Below are 13554 nucleotides of genomic sequence, written 5' to 3'. Positions count from 1 at the left end.
AGTGGTACTCTTGGCATTTAGAACTTACTGTACGATCAATAAGCTCCAAATGTTGGTAATTTATAAATAATTGGGTGATGACTGACTGGTTTATAGCGTTTTTGCAGTTAATTTTTTTAAAATAACATTCAAAATAATCCCATATAATGGTAAAAAGAACAAACCACAAATTAAAATTTTAAAACTGTAATCCATTAACGAAATTTCACCCCAGTGATTGGCCATAAATTCATCACTGCTTTTGTAAAAAGCAATAGCAAAAAAGACGATAGTATCAATACCATTTCCAAAAATTGCAGAAGCGGAAGGTGCTACCCACCAAGAACGATTTTTTCTTAAATAGTTAAAAACAGTAATATCCATTAATTGTCCAATTAAATAAGCCGCAAAACTGGCTAAAGCAATTCGAAAAACAAAGCTATTAAAATGAATCAATGCTGACCAACCTACCCAATGGGTTTCGAAAAATAGAACCGAAATTAGGTACGAAAACAATAAAGCGGGAATCATAACCACAAAAATAATTTTTCTCGCCAAACTGGCACCAAAAATACGAATAGTTAAATCAGTGGTCAAAAAGATAAATGGAAAAGTGAACGCTCCCCAAGTAGTATGAAATCCAAAAATATCAAATGGAATTTGTACCAAATAGTTACTGGAAGCAATAACGATAATATGAAAAAAAGCCAACCAGCCGAGTGCTTTATGTTTTTGCTGTCGAGTAAATTGTTTTTCAATCAATTGTGAATGAACGTTTAAATACATATTTGTTTCCTTTTTTAATGGGGTGAGAGAACCCAGATAAATATTGGTTAAGTTTGGGCTAAATATTCTTGTAGACCTTTATCACGCAGCATACAACTAGGACATTTACCACATCCCCCTTCTACACCGTAATAACAAGTATGGGTATTTTGGCGAACATAATCAAGATAACCCAATTTATCAGCCATTTCCCATGTTTGAGCTTTAGTCAGGTACATCAAGGGTGTTTTAATATTAAATGCATAATCCATCGCTAAATTCATCGATACATTCATGGATTTAATAAAAATATCACGACAGTCAGGATAACCACTAAAATCCGTTTCACAAACGCCGATAATAATATCATTAATACCTTTCTGCTTGGCATAACAACCCGCTAACAGTAAAAACAACATATTACGTCCATCAACAAAAGTATTTGGGTAATCACCATCTTGTGCAGCTTTGATTTCTTGCGAATCATCAATCAAAGCATTATTGGTCATATGTTTGATCACTGATGTATCAATTACGGTTTGCTTGACACTTAAATCCTCGGCGATCCACTTAGCTTTATCCAATTCAATACTATGGCGTTGACCATATTGAAAGCTTATGGTTTCAACATTCTCACGACCATAATCGGCAATGGCTTGCAGCAGACAAGTCGTCGAATCTTGCCCTCCAGAAAATATCACTAGTGCTTTACGATTTTTCATTAAAAATTCCTGTCAGATTGATAATTAGCGATTATCGACTTTTTCGGGATAAAGATCATGATTAACTAAGCGATTGAGTGCAATTTGCTTCCACTGAGTATTGGATTTACCATAATTGGCATAAGGATCAATTGAAATACCACCACGTGGTGTAAATTTACCCCACACTTCAATGTATTTAGGATCCATTAACTTAATCAGATCTTTCATAATGATATTGATGCAATCTTCATGATAATCACCATGATTTCGAAAGCTGAATAGATACAGCTTAAGAGATTTACTCTCAACCATTTTGATATTAGGCACATAAGAAATATAAATTGTGGCGAAATCAGGCTGACCTGTAATAGGACAAAGACTCGTAAATTCCGGACAATTAAATTTAACAAAATAATCATTACCGGGATGTTTGTTATCAAAAGTTTCCAGAATTTCCGGAGCATAGGTTGTTGGATAGCGAACAGACTGATCGCCTAATAATGTAACGTTACTCATAATTTTCCTTAGTTTTTTTGCGTGGGAGGTTCACGAACCACGAGACAAGCCGCACACCTTACCTTTTTTTACTAAAAAAGTCTAGAACATCATTTTAATCAAATTAATTAAGAGCTGATTTGGAAACAATGAAACGGTTAACTTTGAAAAATAGCAAATATTACTCTATAAAATTAGCTATCTAATAAAATTTTATAAAAAAGAGATCAGTTTATTTTCAGTAATTGTTATGTGTAACACTCATTCTGTTTTATCAAAAAGACAACATTCATTACCGATAAAAAAACATCCTTGTAGAAGATTTTTAATCAATAGTCATAAATTTATGAATAGTAAAGGGATAATAAAGATCAATGTTATAATCTGTTTATTTATATCGTTGTAAGACTCATGTTGTTCTTTGGACTATTAATAGTCCTAATGCGATTATCTAATTATTTTTTAACAATTGGTAATAGAAAATTAAAATAATTTAATTGATTATATTTACATCGAATACATTTAGTCGATTTTCAGTATTCAAGTTTTAAAATTTTGTAATTAATAGCCGTAAATTATCTGTCATAATATTCATCCATTTCTAATGGTTTTATTTAATAATATTTAGATAAATGATCATATAAAACTTATCGTTTTTGGTAGCACTTTAGGTTAACAGCATTTTTACAGAAAATAGCTAAATAGAACTAAAGAAAATTAACATAATTTTAGCTAATATGAGATATTAAAGATGACCTCAAGAAGTAATATATCTCCTCAAGGTCAATATTAATTGCACAAATTTCAATATTATTTTATTGTTCGAATCTATTTTTTAATTTCAATAAAATTAAAAACTAAGATTACTTAGTATTAACTTTATCATAATAATCCGCTAATTTATTTTTTGCTTCAGTGAGTTCTTTTTCTGCATCGTGCAATTTAGATTTTAGAGCATCAATTTTGTCTTGATTTGCATTAATACCATCTTTTTCATACTCTTTGGTTTTTTCTGCTAATTTTTTGGTTTTGTCAGAGACATTTTTGCTTTTTTCTTCCACTAATCTTTTGTATTTTTGTTCCAATGTGTCATCCGAACAATTGGTATTAACTTGTTGAAGTGCTTTTTCAAGCCCTGTGATTTCAAAAGTATTATTGGCTTTTTTGGCTTGTTCTATTTTTGCTTCGATGGCCTGTTTTTTAGCATCGCAAGTCAATCCTTCATGTACATCATTACTTGATGCATAACTATTTACAGAAAACGCCATAACTAAAGTGATAATGCTTAATTTACTTAATAACCCTATTGCTGATTTCATATTGATCCTCCTAAGTTTATTTTCTTAATTGAACATAATCTACTTTGTGATCGTTACCTTTTGTCAAAATCAAACTGGCTCTTTCTCGAGTTGGTAAAATGTTTTCAACTAAATTTAATTCGTTTATCTCACTCCACAAGCGATTAGCGATGCTGATTGCCTCTTGTTCTGGTAATTGAGAATAGTGATTGAAGTATGAATTGGGATCACTGAAGGCCCCTGCTCTAAATTTTAAAAAGCGGTTCACATACCAATGATGTAATAAAGATAAATCGGCGTCAACATATATCGAAAAATCAACATAATCTGAAACAAATACTCGATTATGTGCTTGAGTATAATTGACCGCACCTTGTAATACATTTAAACCTTCCAAAATCAAAATATCTGGACTGTCGATCACGATCTCTTCATTTTCTACAATATCATAAACTAAATGTGAATAAACCGGTGCTTTAACTTCCGCTTGCCCTGATTTTATATCTGCAACAAAGTTAATTAGCTTTTTAAGGTTGTAGGATTGTGGAAAACCTTTTTTATTCATAATGCCGCGCTCTTCAAGGCATTTATTTGGATATAAAAAACCATCCGTAGTAACTAACGCTACTTTTCTATGTTCAGGCCAACGAGTTAGTAATGCCTGTAATACACGTGCCGTAGTACTTTTACCAACAGCAACACTGCCAGCGATACCAATTATGTAAGGGATTTTTTGGCTTTTACCTAAAAATTTAGATAATACCGCCTGCCGACTAAAACTATTACTAATATAAAAATTGAGTAATCTTGATAAAGGTAAGTAAATTTCACTTACTTCATCCATTGATAAATCTTCATTGATTCCCTGTAAAGAAATTAGTTCTCCAGATGTTAAGGTCATTGGTTCCGAATTACGCAAGCTTGCCCATTCTTTACGGCTAAACTGCATGTAAGGACTCAAATGATTATTCATGTTTATTTCTCTATAACGATTGATTCAAGAATATTCGGCTCAGATTATACATAAAACTGTAATTTTACAATCACTAATTCACAATGTGTCTTCCTCATAGCTATATTTTAGACTTACTGATAAAATATACTGAATAAATGATTAACCAAACTGTAAAACAGAGATAGTATGTTAAAATCTAAATCGAAACAAAAACTCAAAAAAAGCCGTCAGGAAATTAATGAAGAGTCTCGCGAACTCAAACGTAAACGCAAGCATAAAGGTTTGCCTAGTGGTTCACGCTTTAATAATACAGATAAAAACAAAAATAACAATACTCAAAAAGTAGCGAAAGATCCACGTATAGGCAGTAAAACGCCGATTGCTTTAGTTGTTGATACAAAGGTGAATCCCCTTAAGGCTGTTAAACAACCTAAATTAGAGAAAACCGTTTTATCACCACAACAAGAATTAGAGCAACTTGAAAACGATCCTAAATTGGATATGTTGCTAGATTTGGTTGAAAAAAATGGCAAGTTGACTATAGAACAACAAACTTATTTGGATAGTAAATTGAATCGAATAGATGAACTGATGCAAGAATTAGGTTATATCGATGATGATTTTGAAGCTCTTGATGATGAGAAGGAAGATATCGTAAGTTTATTAAAACGTAATTAATAATGGGTAAGGGTCTTACTTCACCCAATACCATTCATTTTTGAAGTAAGGTCAGGGAAAGAGTTATAAAAAATATCCCTGACTGAATGCTATAATAACAGATGTCTTATTCGAACTGTAATTTATAACACATAGCGAGCAGATAATAATGCCATTATTGATAATGTTAAATTTATATTTTGGATTATTTATTTGCACATTATTGTATTTGCGTAAAACAAATCAGATCAAGCTGAAAACAAGAAACAGAGCAAAAAGTGTAACTAAGCAAAAACCAACTTTACTAAGTCATGGATATAATAATGCTAAACACAGACTTAAACGGAAACAGAAGTATGACTGAAAAACAATTATGGGATCAGGCTTTAATTAAAAAATATAACTATTCTGGTCCAAGATATACTTCATATCCTACTGCCCTTGAATTTAATGAAAATTATAATGAACAGGATTTTTTGAACGCGACGTCTCGTTACCCTACCCAACCTTTATCTTTATATGTACACATTCCGTTTTGTCATAAACTTTGCTATTTTTGTGGTTGTAATAAACTTATTACGCGTCAAACCCAGAAAGTCACCAAATACCTGGATATTTTAGAAATTGAAATAGCAAAACGAGCCAAACTTTTCCAAAACAGAATTGTTACACAAATGCATTGGGGAGGAGGAACACCTACCTTTTTAACAGATCAAGAAATTAGCCGATTAATCAGCTCGCTAAAATCCCATTTTCAATTTGCTGACAATGCTGAAATGTCAATTGAAATTGATCCTCGTGAAATTACGTCACAAACTATCGATCATTTAGCCCAAGTTGGCTTTAACCGCTTAAGTATGGGAATTCAGGATTTTAACCACGAGATCCAAAATCTGATTAATCGAGAACAAGACGAACATTTGATTCGTTCATTGATCGATCAAGCTCGAAAAAATCATTTCGACTCCATTAGTCTCGATTTAATTTATGGTTTACCTAAACAGACCGTTGCCAGTTTTACCGAAACCCTCAATAAAGTGATTGATATTTCTCCGGATCGTTTAAGTGTGTTCAATTATGCGCATTTACCGAGTCGCTTTGCAGCTCAGCGCAAAATCAAAGATAACGATTTACCCAGTGCTTCGGAAAAATTACTGATTTTACAAACAAGTATAGAAAAATTAACCCAATCAGGTTATCAATATATTGGCATGGACCACTTTGCTAAACCAACCGATGAACTCGCCCTTGCTCAACAGCACAATAAATTACATCGAAACTTTCAAGGTTATACAACGCAAGGGGATGCAGATTTGCTAGGGTTAGGCGTCTCTGCAATTAGCATGTTAGGTGATAGTTATGCGCAAAATCAAAAAGATCTTAAAATCTATCAGCAACAAGTCGAGAAAATCGGTAATGGTCTATGGAAAGGTTTTACGTTAGATCGTGATGACCTTATTCGTCGTGATGTAATAAAGCAACTGATTTGTCATTTTTATCTTGATAAGAAAGTGATTGAACAGCAATACGATATCGATTTTGATGACTATTTTGCCGAAGATTTGGCACTTTTACAACCATTACAGAAAGATGGACTGATCACCATACATAGCGATACAATTCAAGTCGCTCCAAAAGGTCATTTATTGATCCGCAATATCTGCATGTGTTTTGATATTTATATGCGTAAAATGGCAAGACAACAGCAGTTTTCACGAGTAATTTAATAAATTAAGAAAGTTACGGCTACCACCGTAACTTATTTAATCAATTTAATTAATGCGGTTAGATACTTAATGACTGGCTAAATAGACTTTGAATTTAGTGGTTTGTGCAATGACTTCCACATTTTTGAATGTTTCATCTAAAATCGATTGATAAGGCAAAAATGAATTGGCCACGATGCACAAAAAACCATTTAATTTTAAGTATTTTTTGGCTTCTTTAATTAATGCATTGACTGCTGTGTAACTTGTCTCTTTACCATCGTGAAAAGGAGGATTAGAAATAATAAGATGATATTTATCATTTAAATTGGAAAATACATCACTTGCAACAACAGTCCCTTTGACATTATTGCAATTTAGTGTGATTTTACTTGACTCCATTGCTGCGCTACTCACATCTGACAAAGTGAGCTCAATATCTGGGTATAGCTTACCTAATATCGTAGATAATATGCCCGAACCACACCCAACATCTAACACATTGCCTTTAATGATTTCAGCATGGTCAATGACTGCATTCAATAATAATTCGGAACCTGCATCTAACCCTTTTTGACTAAATACGCCTGGTAAACTTTTAATTTCAATATTTTGATTTTCAATAGTAATATGGTAGCTCAACCACCATTCATTGAGTTCAAATGCTAAGCGACTATCGACTTGAAAATGATACAATCCACAACGTCTTGCACTATCCATTTTTTGGATGGAACCGAAATCTTGTAATAAAGCTTCAACACTTTTTACTCCTGTACGATTTTCGCCAACAATAAAGATATCGCTTCCTTTGGGCATATTATTAAGTAAATAAGAAAGCTGGAATTGTGCTTCACTTTTCGTTTTTGGCCAGTAATAAATTAGTGTATTCATTCCAACATAAAACTCCGTATCCGGCAGCAACGAAAAAATGGTTTGAGCACCACGCACACTATTTTTTAGACGTAAATAAGTATGAAATTGAGTGCAATGAATTTTAACTTGATTTGCGACCATTATTGCTGGATAACTATCTTGAATATCACCTGCAATAATCACATTTTTATCATGAAAAAATGTTTGATGACGTTCAATTACCTGACTTGCTGGAGTAAAAACGGATGTTGACATAGTACCTCGATGAAAAAACCTTTATAATTTTATCTGTTAATTATACAATTAACCCTTATTATTCTCTAATAAAAAAACAGTAATTCAATAATGACTGAACAAGATTGGTATTTGCAACAATGCAATATTACTCAATACATTTTGCGTAATTCAACAGTATTCAAAGGTGAAATGACAATCCATATTAGTGATGAGATTCGTTTGATTGTTGTTGCTGAACAAAAACCAACACAAAAAATATATACAGATATCCTTAATGCTATTCGACTTAAAGAAAATCAAGTCTTAATACTTACTCCATCACAATTCATTGTTCCAGCTAGCGATATAAAAACGGTTGTTTGGTTTATTGATATCATACCTGATGAAATGTGGCAAAATCAATTAACCATCCAAACTTCCAGTTTAGATGTTCTAGCTAATGCACCACAACAAAAGCGCCAACTTTGGCGACAATTATGCCAATATGAAAACTATTTCCACCCTCACTCACAATGATTTAACCGAGGCTTTTGCTCTAGAGCAGCTTTGTCATAGGATCCCTTGGTCTAAACCAACGTTCTTTTCCAATCAAGGTGAGCATTATTTAAATTTGAAATTAACCATAGATAATAAAATAATCGGATTTTGCATCTGCCAGCTGGTTGCCGATGAAGCTAATTTATTTAACATTGCCATTCACCCTCAATTTAGGCAACAAGGGCTAGCGAAAGAGCTTTTAAATCATTTGATTGAAAAATTAATGACGATCAATTTTGACAAACCTATTGCTTCCTTGTGGTTAGAAGTGAGAAAATCCAATGATGCAGCCATTCGCCTTTATCATTCACTAGGTTTTAACCAAATAACCATCAGAAAAAATTATTATCCAACTATTGATGGAAAACAGGAAGATGCCATTATAATGGCCTATACCTTAACTTTATAAAACTGTAAAGTATATGACAATGCAAAGCAATAGAGCCTTACTTTTTGTAAATGGTGAGCCGACTAAACATTATCCCAACAATTTAGAAAACTATGCTTTTATTGCCGCAACAGATGGGGCTTATCATAACTATCTTTGCAATTCACCAATAATTCCTAATTATATTATTGGTGATTTAGATAGTTTTGATCATAGCGGTACTCTACCAAGTGGAACTGAAATTATTCATACTCCCGATCAAAATAAAACGGATTTTGAAAAAGCCATCTTATTTTTAGCAAGTAAAGGTGTGAAAAAATTTGATATTTATGGCGCATCAGGTTATGCTAGTGATCATTTCTTAGGAAATTTATCGGTTGTTATACGTTACTATGATCGATTGAATTTTACGTTCTATGATAATTATTGCCAGTTCTTTTTTTCCAAAAAGCAGCAAACTCTTTGTAATATAAAAAATCATATCATTTCTTTTATTCCTTTGTCTAAAGTTACAAATGTCACCATTACAGGTGTTAAATATCCATTAAGTAATGCAACATTAACGTTAAGAGGATTAACAAGTTTAAGAAATAAAGTCATCACGGATTCAGTAAAAATATCCTTTAAAAACGGTGAGTTGCTTGTTTTTATAGAAAATAAAGCTACACAAGATTGACAATAACATTTACATTACTTTACAATAATATACACAACTATACACACATTAGCAGAAGAATTATTTAAAAAGGGCCTACTTTATGTTCACAAAAAAACTATTTGTGCTTATTTGTGCTTCAATAATTTCTTTTATGGTTTATGCACAAAACCAAACTAATGTAAATGAAACAAGCAAAGTTATTGATTCTTTTTTTCAGTGTGATAATCAATTTTTTAAACAGTTAAAAACGAATAAAGATTCTTTCAGTCAGTACACAGATTTAGCCTTTGTTGATAATTTTGCTTATATTGTGTCCGATTCGATTGAACACGATAAAAAAAATAGAGTGGTATTTAAAAAGCCAATTGAATACAGAGGATTAAAAATTTTAGGTTATCAAAATATCTTTATTCCAACATCAGTATCTGGTCAATTTTATTATTGGGGGTTTATTTTTGATAATAAACCTCAATACGTTAAACAGGCACTTAATAATATTAACTGGTTAGATTTTAACGAAAAAATTCACTTTGCTAATCCTAAAATTTACGATAAAAAAAGTAAAAATAAAACTTGGCAAGACAATCCGTATTCAATTGACATGGTGATTCCAAGATCTGGCACTGTTGAAAAATCCTTATATTTAGAACCAATAGAAGATAATCAAAGCCGTGTGATTTGCTCAATACAAGGAGATATTGATAAAAAGATTCTCTATTCAGTACGCCCTGATATGAAACCTATCGATAAGGAATATGAAATAAAACGTAAAAAAAGAATTGAAGATAACAATCAAATAAAACAAAAAGAGAATCAAGAAAACCTGAAATCCCAACAAGAAAAAGATATTAATCAAAAATCAACTAAATATAATTCAAAAAATGGGGATAAAATCTAAATGAAAAAAATATACTTGTTATTTATTCTCTTTTCTTTTTCAGCTTTATGTAATGATTTTAATACTCCTGCAACAACCAGTAATAATGAAAGTGATACAAGTAGTTCCCATGAAACAAGTGAAAATTTAAAAGATTCGCGCATTGGTGAACAATTTATTCCAATGAGCAAATTTAATGAAGATAAATCAATAGGTTACTCATTTATTGATAGGAGTTCCATTGTTCTACACCCTTATAATAAAAAAATACGAGTATTTAATGAGGTTGTTAATTTTATACCCCCATTAGTACAAGAAAACAGTGAAGGTGAAAAAATAACTTACCGATCAATTGTGATTCAACATTTCGCTAACTGTGATAAAAAAGAAATCGCTAAAGGGAATATTCAGTTATTTGAAAATTATTTTGGTGATGGTCGTTTAGTGAGTACCAATGACACACCTAACCGATGGGCAAATGCAATAGACAATAATGAACAGCGTCGTTTGTTGATCGTTTCTTGTTCTTTATCTATTGCTCATTAAATATTACTGATTTTTTGTTGATATCTATCTGCCACTTCTAGTGGCAGATAGTTTTTGATTATGCTAATATCACTTAACTACCTCAATATTGATTAACTTTCTATGAACATCACTGAATTTCACACGATTACCGATCAACTGTTTAATAAGGTCGAATCATTTTTAGATCACTTTTCCGAAGAACAAGACATTGACATTGATTATGAAATTAATGGTAATGTCATTACTATCACATTTCCTAATTTCAGTAAAATTATCGTCAATACTCAAGAACCCCTATTTCAAGTTTGGCTAGCAACAGCAAAACAAGGTTATCACTTTGTTTATGTCGATAATGAATGGGTTTGTACTCGTACAAATCAGTCATTTAATAAAATCTTCTCGCAATCTGTCACTGATCAAGCAACAATATAACGGTAGAGCTCTAAAAATCGGTTAGATAAGGCAAATTGAGTTTTGCCTTTACTATTTTTCAATTTATAAGTATTAAAGTAAGGTAAGATTGGCTAATTTAATTACCAGCCATTTAACTCCCTCGTCTACAAAGGCAATTTGAACTCGTTTATGATCTCCTTCGCCATCAAGATTGATAATAGTCCCTTCTCCAAAACGATGATGTTTAACTTTTCGACCTAAAACATAACCATCACTTTCACGTTGTTTTTCAAGATAGGATTTTTTACGATCGATAATCAATTGCTCATTTTTACTAAGATCTCTTTTAGTTAAATCATTTGATTTAAACTCAGATGAGGGGATAATACCTCGATAACTTACCTCGTTTAACCTTTCAACAGGTAATTCTGCTAAAAAACGAGAAGGTAAATTACGTTCATCCCGACCATAAAGTCGTCTTAATTCACATAAAGTTAATGTCAAATGTTTTCGAGCCCGAGTGATTCCAACATAGGCTAAACGTCGCTCTTCTTCCATACTATCATTATCTTTAACTGAACGTTGAGCAGGAAAGATACCCTCCTCTAATCCAACAATAAATACATTATCAAACTCTAATCCTTTAGCTGAATGCAGAGTCATTAATTGAATGGAATCTTGAGCTTTAACGACATCTCGACTTTCTAATGAGGTAAACGCTAAAAACGACTCAAGTACTGTCAGTGTTTTACCTGTGGTACTATCCTCAATGACTGTATTTTCATTGTTATGAAAAAATTGTTCGGCAGCCGAAACCAGTTCTTCAAGATTTTCTAATCGTGATTGCCCTTTAATTCCTGGTTCTTGCTCATACATTTGCTGAACACCAGATAATTTAATTATAACGTCAAGCTGTTGATAAAATGGCAACTGTCCTACTTCTTCATGAATTGAGTCCATCAATTGTAGAAAACGACTTAGTCCAGAGCGCTGTCTTTCAGTTAATGCATTTGTTTGAATTAATAATAAACACGCCTCCCATAATGAAAGATTATGTTGTTTAGCCGTAAGTCTGACTTTATCAAGAGTAACATTACCAATACCGCGAGTTGGAGTATTAACTGTCGCTTCAAAAGCCATATCATTGTTGTGATCGTGCAGTAAACGCAAATACGCCAGTGCTAATTTAACTTCTTGCCGCTCATAAAAGCGTATTGAACCATAAATTTGGTACGGCAATCCTGCTTGTAACAGGGTATCTTCAAAAATACGCGATTGAACATTATTACGATATAAAATGGCACAACTTGAAAATTTATCGCCTTCTTCATGACGCTTTTTTATTTGACCAATTACAAATCTTGCTTCATCAATATCATTAAAACCAACATAAAGTGAAATCTTTTCACCTTCACCACTATCTGTCCAAAGATTTTTCCCTAAGCGTTTTTGATTTTTGGCAATTAAAATGTTAGCCGCATCTAAAATATTACTGGTTGAACGATAATTTTGTTCAAGACGAATGATTTCAGTGTCCGGATAATCATTGATAAACAATTGTAGATTGTCGGCATTAGCACCACGCCAGCTGTAGATTGATTGGTCATCATCACCAACAATCATAACGTTAGCCGTATCACCTGCCAATTTTTTTACTAATCGATATTGAATTAAGTTCGTGTCTTGAAACTCATCAATTAAAATATTAGAAAAACGTTGATGGCAATAATTTAGTACATCATGATTTTGATTGAGAAGTTCATAAACTCTTAAAATTAATTCTGAAAAATCAACGTATCCAACTCTGTCGCAAATTGCTTGATAATCACGATAGATGGTTTGCCACATCGCTTGTTTAGGATCTTCTGGTGTGAAATCATGAGCTCGTAATCCCATCTCTTTTTGATTAGAAATAAAAGCTGCACATTCTTTTGCTGACCATTGTTTTTCATCTACTTTAAGTTCTCGAAAAATTCGCTTAATAAGACGAATCTGATCTTCCGAGTCAATAAGCTGAAAATTAGAAGGCAATTTGGCTTGCTGTGAAAACATCCGTAGTAAACGATGAGTTAATCCATGAAAGGTACCAATCCACATCCCACTAAAATAACCGTCACCAACTAATGCTTGGATACGCTCTTGCATTTCAACAGCAGCTTTATTTGTGAAAGTAACGGCAAAAATGGATTGGGAAGGGTAATGTTTTTCCATACAAAGCCATGCAATTCGGTGAACTAAAACACGCGTTTTACCACTTCCGGCGCCTGCAAGTACAACAGTGTATTGGTTATCGGTAGTCACGGCGTTTTGTTGTTCATTATTGAGGTCTTTTAATAATGATTTTTTAATATCCATTATATTTAAACCTATCTTGGTTAGAACAAATACAAATTGGTTTCAATTTCATAAGCATTACAAATATGTTCATTGTGTTTCTAAATATAGTTAATTGACTGTAAGCAAATAAGATAGGCTTTGAGTTAAATGTAAATCACTCTTAGCTT

The 13554-nt window shown here is 32.4% G+C and carries 15 protein-coding genes and 1 riboswitch; of the genes, 8 read left to right on the top strand and 7 right to left on the bottom strand.

Annotated features, from left to right (window positions below; genetic code table 11):
• Nucleotides 1–90 precede the first annotated feature (90 nt).
• From J4T76_RS08830 to coaA, 5 genes are all read right to left on the bottom strand, one after another.
• Nucleotides 91–765, bottom strand: coding sequence for a 7-cyano-7-deazaguanine/7-aminomethyl-7-deazaguanine transporter (locus J4T76_RS08830; protein ID WP_267340465.1), 675 nt, complete (start codon nt 763–765; stop codon nt 91–93).
• Between the two features lie 47 nt (nt 766–812).
• On the bottom strand, nt 813–1466 hold the full coding sequence (gene queC, locus J4T76_RS08825; protein WP_267340466.1) for a 7-cyano-7-deazaguanine synthase QueC: 654 nt from the start codon (nt 1464–1466) through the stop codon (nt 813–815).
• Nucleotides 1467–1490: 24 nt separating this feature from the next.
• Complete coding sequence (queF, locus tag J4T76_RS08820; RefSeq protein WP_267340467.1) at nt 1491–1964, bottom strand: preQ(1) synthase; 474 nt, start codon at nt 1962–1964, stop codon at nt 1491–1493.
• Between the two features lie 2 nt (nt 1965–1966).
• A riboswitch (PreQ1 riboswitch) is annotated at nt 1967–2011 on the bottom strand.
• A gap of 795 nt (nt 2012–2806) precedes the next feature.
• Nucleotides 2807–3262, bottom strand: coding sequence for a DUF1090 domain-containing protein (locus J4T76_RS08815; RefSeq protein WP_267340468.1), 456 nt, complete (start codon nt 3260–3262; stop codon nt 2807–2809).
• 16 nt (nt 3263–3278) lie between these two features.
• Nucleotides 3279–4214, bottom strand: coding sequence for a type I pantothenate kinase (gene coaA / locus J4T76_RS08810; protein ID WP_267340469.1), 936 nt, complete (start codon nt 4212–4214; stop codon nt 3279–3281).
• 168 nt (nt 4215–4382) lie between these two features.
• Here coaA and yihI point away from each other — a divergent pair, with 168 nt between their 5' ends.
• Both yihI and hemN read left to right on the top strand, forming a co-directional pair.
• Nucleotides 4383–4874: a Der GTPase-activating protein YihI gene (yihI, locus tag J4T76_RS08805; RefSeq protein ID WP_267355672.1), complete on the top strand. Its 492-nt coding sequence runs from the start codon at nt 4383–4385 to the stop codon at nt 4872–4874.
• 335 nt (nt 4875–5209) lie between these two features.
• Nucleotides 5210–6580: an oxygen-independent coproporphyrinogen III oxidase gene (gene hemN / locus J4T76_RS08800; protein ID WP_267345644.1), complete on the top strand. Its 1371-nt coding sequence runs from the start codon at nt 5210–5212 to the stop codon at nt 6578–6580.
• 66 nt (nt 6581–6646) lie between these two features.
• On the opposite strand, the gene rsmC is transcribed toward hemN, so the two are convergent.
• Nucleotides 6647–7687 (bottom strand): 16S rRNA (guanine(1207)-N(2))-methyltransferase RsmC, encoded by a 1041-nt coding sequence (gene rsmC, locus J4T76_RS08795; protein ID WP_267355670.1) that lies wholly within the window; start codon nt 7685–7687, stop codon nt 6647–6649.
• Between the two features lie 90 nt (nt 7688–7777).
• On the opposite strand from rsmC, the gene J4T76_RS08790 reads away from it, so the two are divergent.
• The 6 genes from J4T76_RS08790 (at nt 7778) to cyaY (ending at nt 11089) form a co-directional block, all read left to right on the top strand.
• A complete protein-coding gene (locus J4T76_RS08790; RefSeq protein WP_267340473.1) occupies nt 7778–8185 on the top strand; it encodes a DNA polymerase III subunit psi in 408 nt (135 codons plus the stop codon).
• Nucleotides 8154–8615, top strand: coding sequence for a ribosomal protein S18-alanine N-acetyltransferase (gene rimI / locus J4T76_RS08785; protein ID WP_267340474.1), 462 nt, complete (start codon nt 8154–8156; stop codon nt 8613–8615). The genes J4T76_RS08790 and rimI overlap by 32 nt, the downstream gene beginning before the upstream one ends.
• A 19-nt stretch (nt 8616–8634) precedes the next feature.
• Nucleotides 8635–9270, top strand: a complete 636-nt coding sequence (locus J4T76_RS08780; protein ID WP_274460449.1) for a thiamine diphosphokinase — start codon at nt 8635–8637, stop codon at nt 9268–9270.
• 82 nt (nt 9271–9352) lie between these two features.
• Complete coding sequence (locus J4T76_RS08775) at nt 9353–10150, top strand: hypothetical protein (protein WP_267340476.1); 798 nt, start codon at nt 9353–9355, stop codon at nt 10148–10150.
• Nucleotides 10151–10675, top strand: coding sequence for a surface-adhesin E family protein (locus tag J4T76_RS08770; protein ID WP_267340477.1), 525 nt, complete (start codon nt 10151–10153; stop codon nt 10673–10675).
• Nucleotides 10676–10777: 102 nt separating this feature from the next.
• Entirely contained in the window at nt 10778–11089 is a 312-nt protein-coding gene (gene cyaY / locus J4T76_RS08765; protein ID WP_267340479.1) for an iron donor protein CyaY, read from the top strand.
• A gap of 72 nt (nt 11090–11161) precedes the next feature.
• Here the strand turns inward: cyaY and uvrD are convergent, their stop codons facing one another.
• Entirely contained in the window at nt 11162–13405 is a 2244-nt protein-coding gene (uvrD, locus tag J4T76_RS08760; RefSeq protein ID WP_267355668.1) for a DNA helicase II, read from the bottom strand.
• Nucleotides 13406–13554 lie beyond the last annotated feature (149 nt).

It is taken from the genome of Gilliamella sp. B3022 (assembly GCF_028751545.1).
Classification (GTDB): domain Bacteria; phylum Pseudomonadota; class Gammaproteobacteria; order Enterobacterales; family Orbaceae; genus Gilliamella.
This window is presented reverse-complemented; position numbering and strand designations above follow the sequence as displayed.

Coding starts and splice junctions, on each gene's coding strand:
- rimI (WP_267340474.1), top strand. CDS start 8,154: ATGAAAACTATTTCCACCCTCACTCACAATGATTTAACCGAGGCTTTT.
- queC (WP_267340466.1), bottom strand. CDS start 1,466: ATGAAAAATCGTAAAGCACTAGTGATATTTTCTGGAGGGCAAGATTCG.
- queF (WP_267340467.1), bottom strand. CDS start 1,964: ATGAGTAACGTTACATTATTAGGCGATCAGTCTGTTCGCTATCCAACA.
- uvrD (WP_267355668.1), bottom strand. CDS start 13,405: ATGGATATTAAAAAATCATTATTAAAAGACCTCAATAATGAACAACAA.
- coaA (WP_267340469.1), bottom strand. CDS start 4,214: ATGAATAATCATTTGAGTCCTTACATGCAGTTTAGCCGTAAAGAATGG.
- J4T76_RS08815 (WP_267340468.1), bottom strand. CDS start 3,262: ATGAAATCAGCAATAGGGTTATTAAGTAAATTAAGCATTATCACTTTA.
- J4T76_RS08790 (WP_267340473.1), top strand. CDS start 7,778: ATGACTGAACAAGATTGGTATTTGCAACAATGCAATATTACTCAATAC.
- yihI (WP_267355672.1), top strand. CDS start 4,383: ATGTTAAAATCTAAATCGAAACAAAAACTCAAAAAAAGCCGTCAGGAA.
- J4T76_RS08770 (WP_267340477.1), top strand. CDS start 10,151: ATGAAAAAAATATACTTGTTATTTATTCTCTTTTCTTTTTCAGCTTTA.
- J4T76_RS08775 (WP_267340476.1), top strand. CDS start 9,353: ATGTTCACAAAAAAACTATTTGTGCTTATTTGTGCTTCAATAATTTCT.
- hemN (WP_267345644.1), top strand. CDS start 5,210: ATGACTGAAAAACAATTATGGGATCAGGCTTTAATTAAAAAATATAAC.
- rsmC (WP_267355670.1), bottom strand. CDS start 7,687: ATGTCAACATCCGTTTTTACTCCAGCAAGTCAGGTAATTGAACGTCAT.
- J4T76_RS08830 (WP_267340465.1), bottom strand. CDS start 765: ATGTATTTAAACGTTCATTCACAATTGATTGAAAAACAATTTACTCGA.
- J4T76_RS08780 (WP_274460449.1), top strand. CDS start 8,635: ATGCAAAGCAATAGAGCCTTACTTTTTGTAAATGGTGAGCCGACTAAA.
- cyaY (WP_267340479.1), top strand. CDS start 10,778: ATGAACATCACTGAATTTCACACGATTACCGATCAACTGTTTAATAAG.